The 22,387-nt window shown below is 66.7% G+C and carries 16 protein-coding genes and 2 pseudogenes; 7 read left to right on the top strand and 11 right to left on the bottom strand.

Annotated elements, in window-relative coordinates:
- Positions 1–47 precede the first annotated feature (47 nt).
- Positions 48–691, bottom strand: a pseudogene (locus DIR46_RS25615) (TetR/AcrR family transcriptional regulator).
- Between the two features lie 55 nt (positions 692–746).
- Here DIR46_RS25615 and DIR46_RS27005 point away from each other — a divergent pair.
- Complete coding sequence (locus DIR46_RS27005) at positions 747–941, top strand: hypothetical protein (protein ID WP_205289044.1); 195 nt, start codon at positions 747–749, stop codon at positions 939–941.
- On the opposite strand, the gene DIR46_RS25605 is transcribed toward DIR46_RS27005, so the two are convergent.
- The gene (locus DIR46_RS25605; protein WP_109347753.1) at positions 932–1,306 is read right to left on the bottom strand and encodes a hypothetical protein; all 375 of its coding nucleotides are present in this window, start codon (positions 1,304–1,306) and stop codon (positions 932–934) included. The genes DIR46_RS27005 and DIR46_RS25605 overlap by 10 nt on opposite strands.
- A 501-nt stretch (positions 1,307–1,807) precedes the next feature.
- Between DIR46_RS25605 and DIR46_RS27530 the strand changes: the two genes are divergently transcribed.
- The 6 genes from DIR46_RS27530 (at position 1,808) to DIR46_RS25580 (ending at position 13,581) form a co-directional block, all read left to right on the top strand.
- Positions 1,808–2,515 carry a TonB-dependent receptor gene (locus DIR46_RS27530; RefSeq protein WP_229446427.1) on the top strand — a complete coding sequence of 236 codons (708 nt, stop codon included), beginning with the start codon at positions 1,808–1,810 and terminating at the stop codon, positions 2,513–2,515.
- Positions 2,485–4,056, top strand: coding sequence for a TonB-dependent receptor (locus DIR46_RS25600; RefSeq protein ID WP_229446426.1), 1,572 nt, complete (start codon positions 2,485–2,487; stop codon positions 4,054–4,056). The genes DIR46_RS27530 and DIR46_RS25600 overlap by 31 nt, the downstream gene beginning before the upstream one ends.
- Positions 4,057–4,094: 38 nt before the next feature.
- Positions 4,095–5,480, top strand: coding sequence for an oxygenase MpaB family protein (locus DIR46_RS25595; RefSeq protein WP_109347752.1), 1,386 nt, complete (start codon positions 4,095–4,097; stop codon positions 5,478–5,480).
- A 2-nt stretch (positions 5,481–5,482) separates the two neighbouring features.
- Positions 5,483–8,953: a hybrid sensor histidine kinase/response regulator gene (locus DIR46_RS25590; protein ID WP_109347751.1), complete on the top strand. Its 3,471-nt coding sequence runs from the start codon at positions 5,483–5,485 to the stop codon at positions 8,951–8,953.
- 162 nt (positions 8,954–9,115) lie between these two features.
- On the top strand, positions 9,116–12,661 hold the full coding sequence (locus DIR46_RS25585; protein WP_109347750.1) for a hybrid sensor histidine kinase/response regulator: 3,546 nt from the start codon (positions 9,116–9,118) through the stop codon (positions 12,659–12,661).
- Positions 12,658–13,581, top strand: coding sequence for a diguanylate cyclase domain-containing protein (locus DIR46_RS25580; protein WP_109347749.1), 924 nt, complete (start codon positions 12,658–12,660; stop codon positions 13,579–13,581). The genes DIR46_RS25585 and DIR46_RS25580 overlap by 4 nt, the downstream gene beginning before the upstream one ends.
- Here DIR46_RS25580 and DIR46_RS25575 read toward each other — a convergent pair.
- From DIR46_RS25575 to DIR46_RS25540, 9 genes and pseudogenes are all read right to left on the bottom strand, one after another.
- Positions 13,568–14,361: pseudogene (locus DIR46_RS25575) on the bottom strand (IS5 family transposase). The gene DIR46_RS25580 and the pseudogene DIR46_RS25575 sit on opposite strands and share 14 nt — an antisense overlap.
- A gap of 4 nt (positions 14,362–14,365) precedes the next feature.
- Positions 14,366–15,343 (bottom strand): IS481 family transposase, encoded by a 978-nt coding sequence (locus tag DIR46_RS25570; RefSeq protein ID WP_109346594.1) that lies wholly within the window; start codon positions 15,341–15,343, stop codon positions 14,366–14,368.
- Positions 15,344–16,235: 892 nt separating this feature from the next.
- Positions 16,236–16,553 carry a hypothetical protein gene (locus DIR46_RS26870; RefSeq protein WP_162819646.1) on the bottom strand — a complete coding sequence of 106 codons (318 nt, stop codon included), beginning with the start codon at positions 16,551–16,553 and terminating at the stop codon, positions 16,236–16,238.
- Between the two features lie 726 nt (positions 16,554–17,279).
- Positions 17,280–17,885 carry a DedA family protein gene (locus tag DIR46_RS25565; RefSeq protein ID WP_109347748.1) on the bottom strand — a complete coding sequence of 202 codons (606 nt, stop codon included), beginning with the start codon at positions 17,883–17,885 and terminating at the stop codon, positions 17,280–17,282.
- A 16-nt stretch (positions 17,886–17,901) separates the two neighbouring features.
- The gene (locus tag DIR46_RS25560; RefSeq protein WP_109347747.1) at positions 17,902–18,345 is read right to left on the bottom strand and encodes a helix-turn-helix transcriptional regulator; all 444 of its coding nucleotides are present in this window, start codon (positions 18,343–18,345) and stop codon (positions 17,902–17,904) included.
- Between the two features lie 113 nt (positions 18,346–18,458).
- Entirely contained in the window at positions 18,459–19,091 is a 633-nt protein-coding gene (locus tag DIR46_RS25555; RefSeq protein ID WP_109348158.1) for a response regulator transcription factor, read from the bottom strand.
- A gap of 56 nt (positions 19,092–19,147) precedes the next feature.
- The gene (locus DIR46_RS25550; protein WP_109347746.1) at positions 19,148–19,723 is read right to left on the bottom strand and encodes a TMEM175 family protein; all 576 of its coding nucleotides are present in this window, start codon (positions 19,721–19,723) and stop codon (positions 19,148–19,150) included.
- Positions 19,724–19,732: 9 nt separating this feature from the next.
- A complete protein-coding gene (locus DIR46_RS25545) occupies positions 19,733–20,416 on the bottom strand; it encodes a YoaK family protein (protein ID WP_229446425.1) in 684 nt (227 codons plus the stop codon).
- Positions 20,417–20,418: 2 nt separating this feature from the next.
- Positions 20,419–22,287: an amidohydrolase gene (locus DIR46_RS25540; RefSeq protein ID WP_109347744.1), complete on the bottom strand. Its 1,869-nt coding sequence runs from the start codon at positions 22,285–22,287 to the stop codon at positions 20,419–20,421.
- Positions 22,288–22,387: the final 100 nt, after the last annotated feature.

The following is a 22,387-nucleotide window of genomic DNA, read 5'->3' as shown; positions in this document are numbered from 1 at the left end:
GCCGCTGCGCCGCCCGGCCCGGCCCCCCCGGGGGCGGCGTTATATGCTCACGCCGCCCGGGGGCGCTTGCGCGGCGGAGCGGCCAGCGCCGCGCCAAGGCGCAGCGCGGTCTCGACCGCGCGTTCGATCGGCGGCTGGTAACCATCCTCGATCCAGCGCAGGGCGATGTGGATCACGCCCCCGATCACCCCGCCTGCAGCAATTCATCGTCCGCCGCCTCGGACCCCAGCACGCGCCCGACTTCGCGACCGATCACACGCAGCGAAGCGTTGAACGCCTGGTCCACGGCCCGGCTCACACCCCGGATCTCGACCAGGAACACGCGCGCCGACTGCGGTTCGCGTTGCAGCGCCGCGAAATAGGCGTGGAGCATCGCGCGCGAGCGCGCCACCCGCCCGCGCCCGGCCACATCGCCCGCGCGCAGGATCTCGCCCAGCACGGCATAGGTGACGGCGTCGTAGGAATCGATCAGCAGCGCCTCGCTGTTGGCGAAAGACTCGTAGAAGTATCGTTCGGTCAGGCCGGCCGCGTCGCAGACCGCTTTCACGGTGGCCTGGTGGTAGCCTCGCTCCCCGTAGACGGCGATGGCGCCCGCGATCAGGCGGCTGCGGCGCTCGGCGCGGCGCTGCTCCTGCGATTGGCCTCGGTACGAGCGCGTCAGTGCGGGCGGATTGGAAAGCTCATGGTTCATTGCCGCATTTTGACACAAACTTGCCGTTAGTTATCAAAAAGCGACGAGTGTCGGTATGCGTGCAGGGTTCGGCGCGCCCGCTGCGGCTTTGCCGCCTGCCGCGCGAGATGCGATCGCGCTTGTCGCCATCGTGCTCTGGGCGTGCGGCGCGCCCCCGAAGAAAGACTTCGACCATCCTGCCCTGGCGCCCGACCACCGGCTGGCGCGCCACGTGCCCTACCGCCTGGCGCGCCCGGCCAGTCAAGGCTGACGGCGCGCCGTCCCCTGGTCGTACTCGTCGTCGTCGGCATCGGCGGCGCCCGCCTCATTCTGGCGCGCAGTATCCCGATTCCCTGCAGCGCCCGACTGACGGTTGCCGCCACCCTGGAAACCCCGGTCCGACTGCTCGTCGTTCGCGCCCCCGGCCAGCAGGTCGTCGGTGCGGCCGGCCTGGCTTCCCTGACCGCCTTGCTGCATTGCGCCATCGTGCTGGCGCTGGGCCGGATCCTTGCGCTCGGCGCTGGCGCCGACCTCTCCCGTGGATCCGGCACCCATCGTTGCCACGCTGGTGGTGCCGTCGGTGACCTGGTCCCAGCTGCGTCCCTTCACGTCCTTGCTTTCGTTTTGCGTCGACATGGCGATCTCCTCATGTTCAATGATATGTGTCCCATCTTAGCCGCCTGGCCCGCGGCGGCAATAGGCGAGCGACCTGGCATCCTGTAGGACTCGGCGCGCCTGATGCTGCCGGCGAACACGCGTCATGCATTGATGGCGCAAAGCGACATGGCCTCCATCATCGCGATACAAGAACGGCGCTGGCACCTCGATCGGTATCTGTTACGCACCGCCCCCTCCGTCACGCGTACGTCCGGCTTGGACACGGCAAGACAATGCGATAGGTTTTACGCAAGACAATCAGATCCGTTGAATTAATCGTTCGATCAGAACGCAGCGGGCAGCGTTGCAATCTGGTCGCACTTTTGTTCAATATCTTCATAGGAGACTATTTCCTGTAGTAACGACCTGCTAGACTGGCAGGATTTGCATCCTCTGACGCAATTTTATTTTCTAAAAAGAACAATAAGAGGATGTTCTACCCAGGACGGGTAAGCATCGGTCTACACAGGAGTCGTCTACATGAAAGCAAAGCAGGTCCGCCCAGCGCACAAGCTGCTGGTCGCGGCAGTGTCCGGTATCGTCTGCAACATCGCCCACGCCCAGCAGCTTCCCTCCACCCAGGAGGACGGCGCGGCGCTGCCCGAAGTCGTCGTCACCGCCCAGCGCACCGCCTCGCTGGCCTCGCGCACCCCGGTCGCGGTCAGCGTCGTCAGCGGCGAGCAGCTGCGCGATCTCGGCGCCATCAGTCCGGCCGATATCGGCCCGCGCCTGCCCAATGTGCATATCGACCAGGCCTTCTCGGGACTGCGCGTGACCATCCGCGGCATCAGCAACAACGACACCACCGACAAGGGCGATCCGTCGGCCGCCTTCATGCTCGACGGCGTCTACATCGCCCGTCCGGCCGGCCAGAGCGCCAACCTGCTCGACGTCGACCGCATCGAAGTATTGCGCGGCCCGCAAGGCACCCTGTACGGCCGCAACACCACCGCTGGCCTCATCAACGTGATCTCGAACGCCCCGACCGACCTGCTCGAAGGCGCGCTCGGACTGGAGATGGGCACGTATGGCCGGCGCAAGGTCGACGGGGTGATCAACGTCCCCGTCAGCGAGGCGCTGTCGCTGCGCGCCGCCGTCAGCCAGCTGCGCCAGGACCCGTTCCTGAAGAACGGCCAGGGCACGCCGCACCGTCCGGCATGGACCGCGACGAACGCGATGCGCGCCTGAGCGCCAAACTCAAGCTGAACCGCGACGCCACCGTGGTGGTGCGCTACGACCACGGCGAGACCGAGGGCAACAACGACCGCATCGTCCCCGACACCAACTTCTTCAGCGGCGTGGCCAGCGGCCGCCCGGTGTGGCGCGACAGCACCACCGACGAACGCCTGACGAACAGTTTTCGCCCGCCGAACATGACCCCGGTGCAGGGCTGGCACGACCGCCGCGCGCGCGGCCTGTCGGCTGACCTGAGCTGGGACCTGGGCCCGGCGACCGTGTATTACCTGGGCTCGCACCGCAAGCTGGACCAGGCGATCCGCCAGAACTATTATTATCGCGTGGCCCCGACGCTGGCCCTCGGCGTGGTCAACGACTACGATGGCCACAACGAGCAGGATTCGCACGAGCTGCGCATCGCAACGGATGAGGGCGGTCCGCTCAGCGCACAGGCCGGCCTGTATTACTTCAGCGAAGACTCCAACACCTCGTACGCCTTCCAGGGCCTGCGGCCGGTCGGCCTGCCGCCGTATTATTCGTTCCCGCTGCACACCCGGGCGCAGAGCAAAGCTGTCTTCGGCCAACTGACCTGGCGCGTGCTGGACGCGCTGCGCCTGACGGCCGGCGCGCGCCGCACCGAGGACGACAAGGACCGCGTCGGCTCGACCGACTTCCAGCAGGGACCAGTGTTCAATCCGGCCACCGACCGCCGCCTGCCAAACGCCGCCGAGCTGTCGACCTCGCGCACCACCTGGCGCCTGGGCGTGGAAGTCGACGTGGCGCCGGGCGCGCTGCTGTACGGCAGCCTCGCGACCGGTTACAAGGCCGGCGGCTTCAACGACGGCTGCGTGGCCGGCGCCAACGTCGGCGGCGTCGCCTGCCCGGCCGCCGCCGCGGTCGAGCAGGACTACCTGTATTACCAGCCCGAGGAATTGCGCGCCTGGGAGGCCGGCCTCAAGTCGCGCCTGCTCGATGGGCGCCTGAGCTTCGATGCCGCCGCCTTCTACTACGACTACACCAATCTGCAACTGAGCAGCAATGCGATCGTCTCGGGCGCGCCGCGCCTCCTGACCGGCAATGCCGGCCAGGCTCGCTCGCGCGGACTGGAGCTGGACGGCGAGCTGCGTGTCGGCGCCAATGGCCGCCTGCGCTACGGCGCCACCTTCCTCGACGCCCATTACGCGGCCTACCACCCGAACGTCGGCGTGTCCTGGGCCGGACGCAAGCTGGACCGCGCGCCGAGCCACGTCTACACCCTGGGCTACGAGCACCGCTTCCGGCTGCAGGGCGGGCAGGTGGACGCCGGCGTGTTCTCGCGTCGCAGCGCCGATTACGCGATCACGATCCCCAGCAACCTGCTCGAGTACCGGATCCCGGCGCACACCACGACCGACGCCACCCTGCGCTACCAGCCGGCGGCGGGGAACTGGAGTCTGCTGGCGCGGGTGCGCAATCTCGAGAACGCGGTGCGTCCGTCGCTGATCGACAGCTTCGGCATGGCCACGCCGACGGCGCCGCGCACCGCCGACCTGCGCCTGGACCTGCGCTTCTGACCCGGAGCGGCATTCCAACGACCGTACCAGGAGACCATATGCACCGCGACGCACCCGATCTGCCATCCCCATCCATGCGCGCCGATCCGCCCGCCGATCTTGCCGTCGCCGGCATGCTGGCCGGGGCCGAGGGTCCGCAGCAGCTGGCCGAACGCATCGCCGCGGTCAATCGCGAGCCGGCGCGCTGGGACAGCAATGGCGGCCTGGCGCGCTGGCAGCCCGGGCCCGGCCTCGATCCGCGCGCCGCGGCGGCGCTGAAGGATTACCTGTCCGCCTGCCTGGCGCTCCCCGAGTGGGCCGCGCCGGAGCGCATCGCGCGCGCGGAAAGCCTGTTCATGGACATGAGCATGCTGTCCTGCACCCTGCTGTTCTGCGCCAGCCTGCCCGAATGCTATGTGCTGCCCGACCTGTCGGCCGTGCTGCATGCGGCCGGCCAGCTCGAGGCGCACACCGACTACCGGGTGCGCGCCACCGCCGCCATGATCTTCCCCGTCATGCTCGCTGGCGGGCTGACCTCCAGCGAGGGCGCCGGCGTGGCGCAGGCGCTGAAGGTCAGGCTGATCCACGCCACCATCCGCCACCTGATCCTGCGCGGCTCTCCCGAGGACTCGCTCGGCGCAGGTCCCGTACGGCCGCTCCTGCCAGCCGGCGGCGGCATCTATCACACGCTGTATGCCCACGGCTGGGACACCGCGCGCAACGGCCTGCCGTGCAACCAGGAAGAGCTGGCCTACACCCTGCTGACCTTCCACTATGTGTTCCTGCGCAGCCTGCGCAAGCTGGGCCTGGGCCTGGAGCGCCAGGACGAGGAAGACTACCTGCATGCCTGGAACGTCCTCGGTCACCTGCTGGGTATCGATCGCAGCTTGATGCCGGATACCATGGCGCAGGCGCAGCGGGCATTCCTGGACATCCAGGCGCACGGACGCGCGCTGGTGCGCGCGCCGGACCCGCGCCCGGCCCTGGCGGCCGCGCTGATGCGCGCCATGGAAAACGACATTCCGCTGCGCCTGTTCAAGCCCTTCCCGACCCTGCTCACGCGCCACCTGTGCGGGCGCGACGCCAGCGCCGACCTGGGACTGAACCGGCGCCAGCCTCTGTTGTCGCGGCTCGTGTTCACGGGCGGCCTGGCCCTGGTGCGCGCCATCGACGCCACCGTGCGCCTCGCGGTGCCGGGCTTCTCGATCAGCCGCATGCTTACGCGCGCCTTCGGCTACCGGCTCGTCACCCGCTTCCTGATGGACCAGACCCGGCCCCTGCGCCTGCCCAATGCGCTGCTTGGCCAGGTGCAGGATGCGCTCGGCCAGTGGCGTCACGACCCGCGCGCGCCGCGCTGGATGAACCGGCTTGAAGCACGGCTGGCCGGGCATCGTTCGCCCCGCGCCGCGGACGCCGGCGCCGATGCGGACAAACAGGCGGCCTGAGCATGCGCGCCCTGTCCTTTTTCCTCGGCCTGGCGCTCTGCCTCTTCCTGTCCTCCGGCGCGCTCGCCGCTGCCCCGGCAGTCCTGGCCGCCGACACCCCGGCGGTCGAAGGCTGGCCCGCGGCGAGCCTGCTGCGCGACACCAGCAAGACCCTGGATGCGGCCGGCGCCCTGGCCGCGCCGGAACGCTTCACGGCGCCCGACAAGGCGGCTGGCACCCTGGGCCTGAATCCGGCTCCGAGCTGGATCCGGATTCCGTTCCGGGTCGCGCCCGGCGCCCCTGCGCACTGGGTGGTGCAGTTCGACGTCGCGCTGCTGGAATACCTCGACGTCTACCTGGTCGATGGCGCCGGGCTGCGCAAGCTGGCGGCCACCGGCCGGCGCCAGGACATGGACGGCGCGCTCAAGGGCCGGGTGCCGGCGATCGCGCTCGAGCTCACGCCGGGCCATGACTACACCTTGCTGGCGCGGGTCCAGTCACGCGGTCCGAAGCTGCTGCCGGTCACCTTCTTCCAGCAGGACGCCTTCCACCGGGCCTCGCTCATGGAACAGATGCTGCAGGGCCTGCTGTTCGGCATCGCCGCCTGCCTGGTGCTGTACAGCCTTGGCCAGTGGGTCACCCTGCGCGATGGCCTGTTCCTCAAGTATGCGCTGTTCATCGGCGGCCTGACCGTCTACCTCGCGACCTGGTACGGCACCGCCGAGCAGTTCCTGTGGCGCGACCACCTGTGGCTCAGCGAGCACATGATGGGGATCTCGTCGATGATCGGCTCGGTCGGCGCCTACCTGTTCGTCGAGCAGATCATGGCGCGCCCCGGGCGCGACCGCAAGTTCCGGATCGTCATGCGCAGCGGCGCGGCGATCTGCGCGCTGACCGGCGTGGCCTGGGCCTTCGACTGGATCACGCACCTGCCGATGATCGTCATCACCTCCACCGTCGGCGCGGTACCGATGCTGCTCGGCGTGCCGGCGGCATTCCGGCGCATGCGCGAACGCGACGCGATCGGCGCCTATTTCCTGGTCAGCTGGGTGGCCAGCTACGGCGGCACGATCACCCAGACCCTGCTCGCCGCCGGCGAGGTGCCGGTCAATTTCTGGACCGCCCACTCGCTGCAGCTGGGGATCACCTTCGACATGCTGGTCTTCATGCGCATCCTGAGCCTGCGCGCCAAGGCGCTGCGCGCGGCGATGCAGCGCGCCGAGACCGAGGCGCGCATGAAGTCCGAGTTCCTGGCCAATATGAGCCACGAGATCCGCACCCCGATGAACGCCATCATCGGCATGAGCCGGCTGGCCCTGATGGCCGATCCGAATCCCAAGCTGCGCAACTACCTTGCCAAGATCCTCGGCGCCGGCGAACACCTGCTGGGCATCATCAACGACATCCTCGACCATTCGAAGATCGCGGCCGGCAAGATGTCGGTGGAGGCGGTGCCGTTCTCGCTCGACGAGATGCTCGAACAGCTGTCGAACCTGCTCGGGGTGAAGACCGACGCCAAGGGCATCGAACTTGTGTTCCGGGTCGCCCCCGGGGTGCCGCAACGGCTGGTGGGCGATCCGCTGCGCCTGGGCCAGGTGCTGATCAACCTGACCGGCAATGCGGTCAAGTTCACCGAAAGCGGCGAGATCGTGGTCGCGGTGGAAGCCCGTCCGGATGCGGCGGGCGACGGCCGGGTGATGCTGGCGTTCTCGGTCAGCGACACCGGCATCGGCATGACCGCCGGCCAGCTCGAATACCTGTTCGATTCCTTCACCCAGGCCGACAGCTCGACCACCCGTCAATACGGCGGCACCGGCCTGGGCCTGTCGATCTCGCGCCAGCTGGTCGAGCTGATGGGCGGACGGATCTCGGTCCAGAGCACGCCCGGCGCCGGCAGCTGCTTCACCTTCACCGTCCCGCTCGGGCTCGACGACGGCCAGGGCGGCGCCGGCGCGCTGCGCCCGGCGATCCTGACCGACCTGCGCGCGCTGGTGGTCGACGACAGCGCCAGCGCGCGCGCCGCGCTGGCCGAGATGCTGGACACCTTCGGCGCGCAGGCCGACAGCGCCGCCTCGGGCGAGGAATGCCTGCGCATGCTGGCGGCGGCGCAGGCGGAAGGCCGTCCCTACCAGATCGTGCTGATGGATTACCTGATGCCCGACCTGGATGGCATCGCCACCATCCGCCGCATCCCCGCCTATGTGGTCGGGGCCACCCCGCCGGCGATCCTGATGGTGTCGGCCGTCGGCCGCGAGGCAGTGCTGGAGACGGCCGGGGAACTGCCGGTCGACGCCTTCATCAACAAGCCGGTCGGGCCGGCGCTGCTGTACCACAGCATGCTGCAGGTACTGCATCCGCACAGCGCGCCGGCCGAGGCCGGCGTCAACGAAGGCGGCGACCGTACGCCGCCGGGCATCATGGCCGACCTGCCGCGCCTGGACGGGGCGCGCATCCTGCTGGCCGAGGACAACGCCAATAACCGCGAGGTCGCGCTCGACTTCATGGCGGCCGCGCGCATGCAGGTCGACGTCGCCTTCAACGGCGTGGAAGCGGTGCGCATGGCGCGCGAGGGCGACTACGACCTGGTGCTGATGGACATCCAGATGCCGGAGCTGGACGGCCACGCCGCCACGCGCGAGATCCGCCTCGATCCGCGCCTGCGCACGCTGCCGATCGTGGCCATGACGGCCCACGCGATGGCCAGCGACCGCGCGCAGAGCCGTCTGGCCGGCATGAACGACCACGTGAGCAAGCCGATCGACCCCGACCTGCTGTTCTGCACCCTGCTCAAGTGGATCGACCCGGCCCGCCTGGCCGGCCGCCCGGTCCCGCAGGCTTCACGGCGAGGAGCGGACACGGCGGGGCCGGCGAGCGGCGCGCATGCCCTGCCGGCCGTGCCGGGACTCGACTGGGGCCTGGCCCTGGACCACGTCGACGGCCAGCGCAGCCGGCTCGAGAAACGCGCCGGCAGTTTCGTGCGCGAGTACGGCAACGCGCCCGACATCCTGCGCGAGGCCCTGAACGGCGGCGACCATGCGCGCATGCAGTCGCTGGCGCACAACCTCAAGTCGAGCGCGGCCTATATCGGCGCCTTCGAGCTGTCCGCCGCCGCCGGACGCCTCGACCAGGACCTGCGCGCCGGACTGCATGAACGGATCGGGGTTCAGGTGCCGGCGCTGATCGCCGCCGCCGAACCGGTGCTGGCCGGCCTGGCCCAGGTGGCTGCCGCCGGCCGGCAGCAGCCATCCGATCCGCAGGCGCTGGCGGAGGTGCTCGCCCGCCTCGAGGCCTGGCTGCGCGCCGACGATGCCCGCGCCGAGGACGCGCTCGACCAGCTCGAATCGCTGCTCGCCGCCGGCCCCCATGCGCACGACCTGGCGCCGCTGCGGCGCGCGATCGACGAGGTCGAATACGGCGCCGCACTGGCGCCGCTGGCACGCCTGGCGCGGCGGATCGGGGCCGAGAGTGCGCCCCAGGCCGAGGGCAGTGCCTGAAGCGCACGCGGCACGCCGCTCATCGCGCCTTTCATCCCCAGTACCGCGCGGCGCTACCGCGCGCCGGGTCGCGCCCGTCCAGGGCCGTACTGGCACTGTCCACGGCAGGGCCTTCCTGCTAGACTGCCGGGCGGTTCGCCTGCCGCCTCCACCGAAAGATCCATGACGCCCACGCCATCTGTCCCGCAGCTCCCGGCCCCTGGCGCGCGCCTGCGCCTGGCGATGGCGCTCGCGCTGCTGCTCGCACTATCGATCCTCTGCGCGCTGCGGGCGCAGGCGGCGCCGCTGCAGCTGGCGCGCGACGCCCAGGTGATCGAGGCCTGGCCGGCCGTGACCGTGCTGCACGACCCGGACAACCGCCTCGATGCGGCGGCCGCTCTGGCAGCGCCGGAGCGCTTCGAGCGGCCGCGCACCGCCTACGCCAGCCTGGGCATGCTGCCCGGGACCACCTGGCTGCGCATCCCGGTGACGGTGCCGAAGGACGCCACCAATGGCTGGGTGCTGCAGGTCGACTACGCCCTGCTCGACGAACTGGACGTTCACCTGGCCCGTCCCGAGGGCCTGGAGAAGATCGCCAGCCTGGGCCGCATGCAGGCGCCGTCCGGCGAATCCCTCGCCGGACGGGTGCCGGGCGCCCTGCTGCGCCTGACGCCCGGCGCCGACTACACGGTCTTGCTGCGCGTGCGCTCGGTGGGCCCCAAGATCCTGCCGATCACCTTCATGCAGCCGCATGCCGTGCTGCCCGAGGCGCTGGGCGAGCAGATCCTCCAGGGATTGTTGCTGGGCCTGCGCATCACCCTGTTCCTGTATGCGATCGGGCAGTGGATCACGCTGCGCGACCACCTGTTCGGCAAATACGCGCTGCTGGCGGCCGGGGTGACCGTGTATTCGGCCGCCTGGTTCGGCATCGCCGGCCAGTATGTCTGGCCCGGCAACGTCTGGCTGCTCGAACGCGGCGCCGGCCTCGCCTCGATTCTCGCCTCGTGCGGCGCCTACCTGTTCGTCGAGCAGTCGCTGGCCCGCCCCGGGCGCGACCGCATCTTCAGTCTCCTGATGAAGACGCTGGCGGTCCTGTGCGTGGTGACGGCGCTGGGCTTCGGCTTCGGCCTGATCAGCCATCGCCACCTGGTCATGATCGTCGGCACGCTCGGCATCCTGCCGATGCTGCTCGGCCTGCCCGGCGCCTTCCGCCGCGCCCGGAGCGGCGACATGGTCGGCACCTGCTTCCTGATCGGCTGGGCCGGCGCCTTCGCCTGCGCGCTGATCACCGCCCAGCTGATCAACGGCAGGCTGCCGGCCAATTTCTGGACCATGCATGCGCTGGTGTTCGGCAGCACCTTCGACATGCTGGTCTTCATGCGCATCCTGGGCCTGCGCACCAAGGCCATCCGCGACGCGATGCTGCGCGCCGAAGCCAGCACCCGCATGAAATCCGAGTTCCTGGCCAATATGAGCCACGAGATCCGTACCCCGATGAACGCCATCATCGGCATGAGCCGGCTGGCCCTGATGAGCGAACCGGCGCCGGCCCTGCGCAACTACCTGGGCAAGATCCTCGGCGCGAGCGAACACCTGATGGCGATCATCAACGACATCCTCGACTTCTCGCGAATCGAAGCCGGCAAACTGCATCTCGAGGAAGTGCAGTTTGACCTGAACGAGCTGCTCGAACACCTGTCCAGCCTGACCGCCGTGAAGGCCGAGGCCAAAGGACTCGAGCTGGTGTTCCGGGTCGGGCCCGGCGTGCCCTCTCGCCTGGTCGGGGACCCGCTGCGCCTGGGCCAGGTGTTGATCAACCTGACCGGCAACGCCGTCAAGTTCACCGAGCATGGCGAGATCGTGGTGGCGGTCGAAGCGGCCAGGAACGTGGCTGGGCGCGTGACCCTGGCGTTCTCGGTCAGCGACACCGGGATCGGCATGACCGAGGAAGCGATCGGACGCCTGTTCCAGTCGTTCAGCCAGGCCGACAGCTCGACCACCCGCAAGTATGGCGGCACCGGCCTTGGGCTGTCGATCTCGCGTCAGCTGGTGGAGCTCATGGGTGGCGACATCGCGGTGCGCAGCGCGCCGCGCAAGGGCAGCTGCTTCAGCTTCAGCGTGCCGCTCGGGATCGCCGACGGCCAGGCCGCCGACGGCGCCCTGAGACCGTCCCTGCTGCAGGACGTGCGCGCGCTCGTGGTGGACGACAGCGCCAGCGCCCGCGGCGCGCTGTCCGAGATGCTGGCCGGCCTGGGCGTGCGCGCCGACACGGCGGCCTCGGGCGAGGATTGCCTGGCGCTGCTGGACCGCGCCGACGCCGCCGGCCAGCCCTATCAGGTCGTGCTGATGGACTACGTGATGCCGGGGCTGGACGGGATGGAAACGATCCGCCGCATCCGCAGCATCCCCAGCTGCGGGCAGGAACACGGGCGCGACCGCCCTCCGCCCGCAATCCTGATGATCTCGGCCTGCACCCGCGAGACCGTGATGGAAGAGGAAGGCGAACTGCCGGTCGACGCCTTCCTGCACAAGCCGGTCGGTCCCGCCCTGCTCCATCACAGCCTGCTGCAAGCCCTGCACCCGCAGCTCGGCCCCATCGAAACCATGGAAACCTATTTGCCGGCGATGCCCGACCTGCCGCGCCTGGACGGCGCGCGCATCCTGCTCGCCGAGGACAACGCCAACAACCGCGAGGTGGCGCTGGAATTCATGGCCGCCGCCCGCATGCAGGTGGACGTCGCCTTCAACGGCGTGGAAGCGGTGCGCATGGCGCGCGCCGGCGACTACGACCTGGTGCTGATGGACATCCAGATGCCCGAGATGGACGGCCTCACGGCCACCCGCGAGATCCGCCTCGATGCACGGCTGCGCGAACTGCCGGTCGTGGCCATGACCGCGCACGCGCTGGCCAGCGATCGCGCGCTGAGCCGCCTGGCCGGCATGAACGACCACGTGACCAAGCCGGTCGACCCCGACCTGCTGTTCTGCACCCTGCTCAAGTGGATCGACCCGGCGCGCCTGGAAGGACGCCTGGCGCCCCAGGGGTTCCAGGCCGCCGTCCAGCCGGCAGCGCAGTTCGCGGACCACGACCCGGCTCCCGCAGCGCCATTGCCGGCGGTGCCCGGCATCGACTGGCGCCTGGCCCTGGACAAGGTCGACGGGCAGCGCGGGCGGCTGGAAAAGCGCGCCGGCAGCTTCGTACGCGAATACGCCGGCGCCCCGCGCATCCTGCGCGAAGCGCTGGCCGCAGGCGACCATGCGCGCCTGCAGGCGCTGGCGCACAACCTGAAGTCGAGCGCGGTCTATGTCGGCGCCTTCGCGCTGGCCGGCGCCGCCAGCCGGCTCGAGCAGGACCTGCGCGCCGGCCAGCTGGAACGGGTCGGCGTCCAGGTGCCGGCCCTGGTCGCGGCCGCCGAATCGGTACTGGCGGCCCTGGCCCAGCTGGCCGCCGCCACCCTGCCCAAACCGGGCGATCCCGGGGCCCTGGCGGCGGTCATCGCCCGCCTCGAGGGCCACCTGCGCGCCGACGATGCGCGCGCCGAGGACGCGCTGGCCGGGCTCGAAGCGCTGCTCGCGGCCAGCATCGACCCGAACCTGTACGACGCCGCGCTCGATGGCGTGCGGCGCGCTGTCGCCGATATCGAGTATGCTGCCGCGCTGGCGCCGCTGTCCGCGCTGGCGGCGCAGCTCGATCTCAGTCACAGCCTCAGCCTCGAAAGTAGCCGATGAACGTAGTGGAGAACCATAAGGTCCTGGTGGCGGACGACGACGCCATCAATCGCGAAGTGCTGGGCGAACTGCTCAAGCCCGAATACACGGTGCTGCTGGCCCGTAACGGCGCCCAGACCCTGGAGCGCGCGGCGCGCCACCTGCCCGACCTGATCCTGCTCGACGTGATGATGCCCGACATGGACGGCTACCAGGTGCTGCGCAGCCTGCGCGACGACCCGCAGACGGCCCACATCCCGGTGATCTTCATCTCGGGCCTGGACCGTCCCGAGGACGAGGCCAACGGCCTCAAGATGGGCGCCTCGGACTATATCGTCAAGCCCTTCAACCAGACCGTGGTGATGGCGCGCGTGGCATTGCATCTGCAGGTGCAGCGCCAGCGCCGCATGCTGGAACGGCTGGCGAACATCGACGGCCTGACCGAACTGGCCAACCGCCGCCGCTTCGACGAGATGTACAGCCTCGAATGGCAGCGCGCGCGGCGTTCGGGACGGCCGCTGTCGCTGGCCCTGCTCGACATCGACGCCTTCAAGCAGTACAACGACCGCTATGGCCACCCGGCCGGCGACCGCGCGCTGCGCTCGGTGGCGCGGGTGGCCGGAGCCGCCATGCGCCGTCCTGGCGACCTGGCGGCGCGCTACGGCGGCGAGGAATTGCTGCTCCTGATGCCCGGCACCGACGCGCACGATGCGCACCGGATGGCCGAAGGGGTGCGCGAGGCGGTCGCAGCCCTGAACATCGCGCACGAGGCGTCGGGCGTGGCGCCGCTGCTGACGGTGAGTATCGGCGGCGCCACGCTCGATCCGGACGGGCAGGAAGAGCAAGCCGAGCTGTTCGAGGCGGCCGATGCCCAGCTGTACCGCGCCAAGCAGAGCGGACGCAACCAGGTATGGTGGCGTGACGACGTCACCGCCGTCTGACGACTAAGAGCGCCTCACAAAACCTCTCGACGTACCGCCAACAGATGAGCGAGCAGGCAAGCGACAGGAAAGCCTGGCGCACATCTGCTCGCCGCTCATGCCGAATGCGCAATCTGCGGAAGCGGTGTAGCCAACCCAACGTTCGCGCGACGCGACGCCGTAGAGCGCTACACGAGCGGCCACGCCCAGATTGCGCAGCCAAGCCCGATGGGCTCTCGAAGCATACGCTCGATCGGCATGCAGCTTGCCTGGACGTTTGCGGGCGCGGCCTGCCAGCCCCTTAACTGCTGGGATTGACTCCACCAGCGGGATGAGGAAGCGCGAGTCGTGCACCTGTGCGCTCGAGATCTGGGCCATAAGGAAAGCCACGCTCATCCACCAGCAATGGTGTTTGCAGCCGAATTTGCCGCGATCAGTTGGATTTCGGCCCGTCTGCTCGCCTCAAGCCGGTGCCGGTATGCTTGCAGCGTCAACGCAAGCTCGATCCCACATGATCTGGTCGCGCTCGCGGAGCCGCCGAAGAATCGCCTCGTGGATGCGCTGCCAAACGCCCGCTAGCATCCATTCGTGAAGGCGACGCCAGCAACTCATGCCACTGCCGCAGCCGAGTTCGCGCGGCAGGTACTCCCACGGTATTCCAGTCTTGAGATCAAACAGGATTTCAGTCAAAGCCGCGCGATCATCGATGCGCCGGCGGCCGCCTGTAGGTGACGGATGACGGGTTGGAAGACGAGCTGCGATAAGGGTCCACAGGTCTTCGGGAAGAAGTGCTCGGGCCATGGCATTAGTTGTCGAGTCCCGTCTGATCGTAGACGCGTTTGACGAATAGATCAGGTTTGCGTTTCTGCCAATCCTTGAGCGCCTGAATCGGTGTCGTTGAGCCGATAGCTCGCTGCGGGATATGGTGGTTGTAAAGCTTGAGGTAATTGTGCAATGTGGTCTCCAGATCGGCCCTGCTATCGAAGCGGGTCTGCGCGATCAGCTCACTGATCCTGCCATTGAAGCGTTCCACCATGCCGTTAGTTTGCGGGTGGCGCGGAGGCGCCAGGCGATGCTCGACTTCCATGCTGCCACATGCCTTGTCGAAGGCGTGATTGCCGCTGGGCTTCTTGTCTTTGGTGGCGAAGCGGTCGGTAAATTGCGAGCCGTTGTCGGTCAGTATCTTGGTGATCTTGATCGGCGATGCGAGCTTCAAACGGCGCAGGAAATCGACGCTACTACGTTCAGTCATATCGTTGTAAATATGCAGAAAAACCCAGCGCGTCGCGCGGTCAATGGCAACAAACAGGTAGCGGCGTGAGGTTTCGTCAGGCATCTGTGGCAGGTACTTGATATCGACGTGCAGGAAGCCTGGCTCATAGTCCTTGAAGGTCTTCTTGGCCTTGATCGTTTCGCCTTCAGCTTGAGGGATCACGTCCTCCAGTCGTGCCATGCCTTCGCGTTTGAGCAGTCGCGCAATGCCTGAACGAGAGACCTCGGGATTGATGTATTGCCGGGTGATGTAGAGCAGGTCGTCGAGCGGTAAGTAAAGCGTCTGGCGCAGGGACAGCACGACCAGTTCCTGGGCTGCGCTCAGGGTCGTATGCAGGGTGTGAGCACGATGCGAGCGGTCTTGCACGTCGTCCCGCTTGAGCCATTTGGCAGCGGTGGCCCGAGTGATATTGAACACCTTGGCCGCTTGACGGTCGGACAGGCCGGAATCCTTGATCTCCTGACGGATTTTTGGCGTGGTGCGGGCTTGCGGGTGAATGCGTGAACTCATGCTCGATATGGTGATGTTCTGCGAGGGGCTGATGAACGATGCGGGAAGCCAGCAATTATCTCATCGAGCACGGCCTTTGCACGGAACAAGGCCATGCTGCGACGGGGAACATGATCACACGAAACTAAACAATTAGTTGGTCTACGAACACGGAAGCCATGTTAATACCCTACCTGGGTCAACGTACTTCCGCGACCTGAAGCGGACTCGCACAGTTAGCTGCCGAGCTATTCGCGGCGTAGATGTCTGCTGCCGGCTGACTGGTGCTGTGGATCAGCAGAATAGCTGCGCTGACGGCGCGATCTCACTTGGTTAGCATGATTTGGTCTCAATCCTGCCCTTTTTGCTTCAGTTTTTTTCGTCGTGTCAGCTCAGCGAAAAACAACGTCGCAGCGGATACCAAAAATATTCCGGTTGTAAGAGTAGAGCTATCCCCGGTAATCAGTCGATACACGGAAACAGAGAACAGGACAGCGGCGGACGCGTAGCGTATCAAGGACATGGCCGTTATCTATTAATTTATTGCTAATGATTCAAGTTGCTGCAGGCTGGGTTCGACGGTCCTATTGCTTATCCCGAGCGGCGCCACTACTTCGCGCGCTGGGTGACTGCACTGCGCAACCTGCATGACCGCTGCAATCTTGCACTTCTCTGTGTATCGCTTACCGCTCATATCTTCCCCTTGTGGCCAATATTATGGCTCAGGAATCTCTACGATAGTCGTGGCGATTCAATTTTTATCGTTGATCGCTTTCCAAAATCGTCGCTAGTAACGTCCGCTTCTGGCCGAACTCGGCCCTTTAGCTCAGCATAGCAGTTCGCCTTGGCTGAAAAATCGCAGACTGTCATAAAGGACGTAATTTGACCCGAAGCAGGCGTCAGCAAGTGCTCCTCATGTATAAAAGTACACGAGCGGGATGAGGACGTGGACAAGCGAAAAAACGATACCAAACCAGTGCCACGCTCGGAGAGCGAATGAAGCCTTCAGTGCTGCATGGGCAAAGTAGGTCAGCCCAGCAGCACAACTGAGTACGGCAATCCCATAGGCAATCAACGACATCATCATTAGTCCAAGAGCATCACCGCTAGCTGGTTGTCCAGCTTGGCGCGCCGCCATTAGATTGACGAACGTCAAAATGGCAAGCGTGCACGGCAAACTACCTGCAATCATGCCAATTGCAAAGATCGTCGGCGTCACCTTGTTTCGCACCACTGCTCCTCACCAGATTCGATCACGTCTATCCGCTCCTGGCCGATCTCGACCATAGAGCTCAGCATAGCAGATCGCCGCGGCCGAAAAATCGCGCACTTTCACCAGGGCCGGATTCGACACGTTGCGGACGTTGCGACTGTCGAATGGCTGCGTATCCAAACGGGGACGTGGACTACGCTTTTTGCTCGAATGCTTCAATTAGCATTTGCAGACACGCCCGTTCCTCGTCCGAGATCGCATTTGCGTGGTCCACCAAAATGGCATTGACGACGTGGTATTCGGTTTCATTTTTTAATAAAACCGCACTTCACAATGCGTTTGTAGCTTTGGGGTATCTGCGGGTTATCTCTGACAAAGTGACTACACCGACCGCCCTAGACGCTTCGTCGACAACAGCCCTTGCTCCAGAATTCCAAGTTCTTGTTTTTTCGACAGTGTCGTTCGCGGCTTGGCGTCGCCCAGCAAGCGCTTTTGACTTACCGAATTGCTGCACAATTCCCTTGATCACGTTCGCAGGATGGACAGCAGAAGCAGGATCAATCTGCAATACAGCGGTCACAAAAATTCTACGTAGCCAAGTAGCTCGTTGTACTCGCTTTCACGCTCAGGTGTCATTGTCGCCTTTTATTTTGACCGTCCGCTCGTGGCCGATAGCGGATGGGCGACACTACTCGTGTACTCGGCTGTTGCCTGCTAAGCAACTATAGGGTTTTGTTAGGCGCTCTAAGCCTTGGCGCGCTTCTTGAAAGTCGCCACCCGGTACAGATACCAGCCAAGCAGGCCGATCAGGATCGCCTTCGACACCGGATCGACATATTGCGCCACCCTTTCGTACTGGCTTTCGAGCATATAGCCGGCGCCGGTCAGGATGCCGGTCCAGACCAGCGAGCCTACGGTCGAGTACAGCAGGAACTGCCCCATCGGCATGCCCGCCAGGCCGGCCGGGACCGAGATCAGGGTGCGGATGGCCGGGATCAGGCGGCCGAACAGCACGACCTTGCGTCCATGTTTCTCGAATGACTCCATCGCATGTTCGATGTCGCCGTGGGTCACGGTCATCCAGCGCGCATGCTTGTCGGCGAATTTTTCCAGGCGCTCCTTGCCGTAGACCTTGCCGGCGTAATACCAGGGCAAGGCGCCGGCCACCGAGCCGGCAGTGCCGGCAATCAACACGCCAACCACGTTCAGGTCGCCGCGGGCCGCGACGAAGCCGGCGAACGGCATGATCAGCTCGGAAGGGATTGGCGGGAAGATATTTTCCAGCGCCATCAGGGCGAACACGGCCAGGTAGCCGCCGCTCTGCATGAATTCGGTGATGAAGTCGAACACGGGACACTCCCACTGTTTAGGCAGTCTCCACCATATCCAGTTCGATAGTGTGCTTCTGTTCGCTTTCGTACGGATCGGCGGCCAGGCTTGGCCGGTTCAGGCAGCGCCAGACGTGGGGCGACTGGCCGATCACCTCGTGGAAGGTACGGGTGAAATGCGACTGGTCGCAGAAGCCGTGGGCGTGGGCGATGGTCGTGAGCGGCGTGTCCGAACTGACCATCGCCTCGCAGGCGGCCGCCAGCCGGCGCCGGATCACGTACATGCGCGGCGGCACGCCGACGCTGTGCTTGAAGGCGCGCGTGAAATGGCTGACGCTCAGGCCCAGCGTCGCCGCCAGGCTGGCCGTACGCAGGGTGGCGCCCAGGTTGGCGTCGATGTAGTCGGTGATCCGCCTGACCTGCCAGCGCGGCAGGCCGCCGTGGCGGGAGGTAGTGGCCGGAAACGAAGGCGCGGTCTGCATGGTGCTCTCCAGGTTGGCGTGACGCGAACGAACTGGTTAGCATGTTGCAGTGCGGTCAAGATGTTGCACAGACAAGATAGGGGCGGCCTCACCCCCACGAAAGTGGGGGGGGTCTAGATCTCCAGGAAACCGCGCTCGATGCCGATCGTAACGGCATGGGTGCGGTTATTGGCGCCCAGCTTGTCCATGATGCTGCGCAGGTGGCCCTTGACCGTGTCTTCGGACAGGCTCAGGGCGGCGCCGATCTGCTTGTTGCCGTTGCCGCGCGCGATCAGCTCCAGCACCTGCAGCTCGCGCACCGTCAGGCTTTCCTGGCCCAGGTGGCGCGCCAGCTCGCCGGCGATCTCGGACGGGATGTAGCGGTGACCGGCGGCCAGCACGCGGATGGCGTCGGTCAGTTCCTTGCGCAGGGAGCTCTTGAGCAGGTAGCCCTGGGCGCCGCTCTTGATCGCCTGCATGGCGCGGGCGTCGCCGCGGAAGGTGGTCAGGATGGCCAGGCAGGCGTGGGGGAACTCGGCGCGGATCGCGGCGATCGCTTCCATGCCGTTCAGGTGCGGCATCTGCAGGTCGATCAGGGTGACGCGGGGCCGCAACTGGCGAAACAGCTCGACCGCCTCCAGGCCGTCGGCGGCCTCGCCGACCACCCGCATATCGGGCTGGCTGCCGATCACGGCCGCGATCCCCTCGCGCATCAGGGGATGGTCGTCGGCGATCAGGACATCGATGGTGCGCTGTTGACTGTTCACGGTACTCCTCTTCTTGTTCTTGGCGCATGATGCCAGCGCCGGCACATGGCGTCCAGTCAGCCCGGGTCGCGCGAGCCCGGATGACGCTGGATCCGGTTCGGCACCAGCCACAGCGCCGCCAGCAGCACATGGATCAGCACCGCGAGCGGCGGCTGCCATAGCGCCACCGCGACCGCGAGCGCATACATGGCCAGCGACAGCCGGTTCTTGGCGTTCTGCCATGTATGAGCATGGTCGAGCCCGGCCAACGCCCCCAGGCGCCAGGACAGCAGCATGAAGGACACCGAGCACAGGAACAGCACCACGCCATACAGGGCCACGGGCGCCGGCGCCATCGGATGCTCGGACACCCAGGCGGTCACGAACGGCATCAGCGACATCCAGAACAGCAGGTGCAGGTTGGCCCACAGCGTGGCCCAGTCGATCCGTTCCACGCGCTCGAACAGCGCGTGGTGGTTGACCCAGTAGATGCCGACGTAGACAAAACTGAGCGCATAGCGCAGCCAACCCGGCACCACGGCCAGCACGTCGCTGGGCGCGGTGCCGTATGGAGGGGTCAGCTCCAGCACCATGATGGTCAGGATGATCGCGATCACCCCGTCGCTGAACGCCTCCAGGCGGGTCTTGGTCATATTGCCTTCCTATGCCTGGTCCAGACTGGGCTTGACGAGGTGCAGGCACAGGAGCGCCACCGGCACGACCAGCGCCACGAAGCCGGCCGCCAGGAACAGGAAGGCGCCCGCCGCGCAGCCGATCGCGAAGCCGAACAGCGGCCAGAAGAACTTGCTGCAACGCGCCGTGGTGGCCGCGTCGCCGGCGCCGCGCAACTGGTCGACGGTATCGATCACCAGCTGGGTCACGTTCCCGGTCATCATCGAGGTCGGCGCCAGATGGGCCAGCAGCAGCTTGCTGGCCGCGCTGTGGGCGCCCATGGCCGCGGTGCCGAGCAGGCCGGCCGCCATGGCCAGTGCCGACATGTCGCGCGCCACCGGCTCGGACAGCATCCCGCAGGCCATGAAGCCGATCAGCAGGACCAGCTGCAGCAGGTAAGAAGGCCGGTGCGCATCCCTGCCGTGCCGCTCGCACGACGCCACCAGCAGGCGCGCCGCGGCGATGCCGAGGATGAAGGCCGGGAAGGCCAGGATCTTCAGCAGCGACGGAATGTTCGCCGGATCGGCCAGCGAAGCGCCGAGCAGCACGAAGTTTCCGGTGACGTGGGCCGTGAACAGGCCGAACAGGCCGATGAAGCCCAGGGTGTCGACATAGCCGCCGAGGAAGCCCATATTGAAACCCTGCAGGCGCGATGGAGTAGGAACAGCGCCCATCGTCAGAAAGCGAAGCAGCTGCAACCCAGCGCGCCCCAGAAGCTGCTGAAATCCGACACCGGCATGTTCGAACGGCGCGCGGTATCGTGGCTGTGGGCATGCACGCCGCATGGGCCGCTGCACTGGTGCGGCAAGGCCTTCCGTTGCACCTGCGGCGCGACCTTCCTCCAGTGGCCCGGCACCTTGCTGACCGGCGACCACTCGGGCAACACGGGGATCGGGGGCGGCCCCAGGCTGGTGAATTCGGCGGCGCCGTAGACGATGCGGCCGCCGACCACGGTCAGCACCGATTCGATCGCCTTGATTTCTTCGGCGTCGATGCTGAAGAAGTCCTGCGACAGCACGGCAAGATCGGCCAGCATGCCTTCGCGGATGCGGCCTTTGCGCGCCTGCTCGTTGGAGAACCAGGCGCTGCCAGCAGTCCACAGTTCCAGCGCGACCTGGCGCGGCAGGTGGCCGGCGCTGCCGTACAGCGGCAGGCCACCCACGGTGCGGCCCGTCACCAGCCAGTACAGCGAGGTCCACGGATTGTAGCTGGCCACGCGGGTGGCGTCGGTGCCGGCGCCGACCGGCACGCCGGTTTCCAGCATCCGTTTCACCGGCGGGGTCGTCTTCGCAGCGTCAGCGCCGTAGCGGTCGACGAAATACTCGCCCTGGAAGGCCATCCGGTGCTGGATCGCGATGCCGCCGCCGAGCGCGGCGACGCGGTCGATATTGCGCTGCGTGATGGTCTCGCAGTGGTCGAACATCCAGTGCAGGCCGTCGAACGGGATGTCGCGGTTGACCTTCTCGAACACGTCGAGCATGCGCGAGATGGATTCGTCATAGGTCGCGTGCAGGCGGAACGGCCAGCGCTGGGCCACCAGGTGGCGCACCACGCGTTCCAGCTCGTCTTCCATGCCGGGATCGAGGTCGGGGCGCGGCTCCAGGAAGTCCTCGAAGTCGGCCGCCGAGAACACCAGCATCTCGCCGGCGCCGTTGGCGCGGTAGTAGTCGCTGCCCTGCCCCGGCGTCACCATGCCGGTCCAGCGCTGGAAGTCTTCCAGCTCCTTGCCCTTGTTCTGGGTAAACAGGTTGTAGGCGATGCGGATGGTGAGCTGCTCGGCCTTGTCGAGTTCCTCGATGACGGCGTAATCTTCCGGGTAGTTCTGGAAGCCGCCGCCGGCGTCGATCGCGCTGGTCAAGCCAAGGCGGTTCAGTTCGCGCATGAACTGTCGGGTCGAGTTCACCTGCAGGTCGTAGGGCAACTTGGGGCCCTTGGCCAGGGTCGCGTACAGGATCATCGCGTTCGGACGCGCAATCAGCATGCCGGTCGGGTTGCCGGCGCCGTCGCGCACGATCTCGCCGCCCGGCGGATTCGGCGTGTCCCTGGTGTAGCCGACCGCGCGCAGGGCCGCGCGGTTGAGCAGGGCGCGGTCGTACAGGTGCAGGATGAACACCGGCGTATCCGGCGCGGCGGCGTTGATCTCGTCCAGGGTCGGCATGCGGCGCTCGGCGAACTGGAATTCGTTCCAGCCGCCCACCACCCTCACCCACTGCGGATTCGGCGTGCGATCGGCCTGTTCCTTCAGCATGCGCAGGGCGTCGGCCAGCGAGGGCACGCCTTCCCAGCGCAGCTCGAGGTTGTAGTTGAGGCCTCCGCGGATCAGGTGCAGGTGCGAGTCGTTCAGGCCCGGCACCACGGTGCGGCCGTTCAGGTCGATCACCTGGCTGCCGTCGCGGCGGTGCCGCATCACGTAATCGGTGTCGCCCACGGCCAGGAAACGTCCGTCCTGGATGGCGACGGCGCTGGCCTGGGGCTGTTCGCGGTCGACCGTAGCGAAGCAACCGTTGATCAGGATGAGCGGCGGGGTGGACTGTGCTTGGTTCATGCTTGTACTCCAAATGTCGCCGGGCGCGGCTCGTCCGGCGGGTTTGCGGCAACCGCCGCGCGCTTTGGAGGGCGTGCGGCGGCGGGAACTTCTGTGGATC

The sequence above is a fragment of the Massilia oculi genome, assembly GCF_003143515.1.
GTDB lineage: Bacteria > Pseudomonadota > Gammaproteobacteria > Burkholderiales > Burkholderiaceae_D > Telluria > Telluria oculi.
The sequence above is the reverse complement of the archived record's forward strand: the minus strand, read 5'-3'. Positions and strand labels throughout refer to the sequence as shown.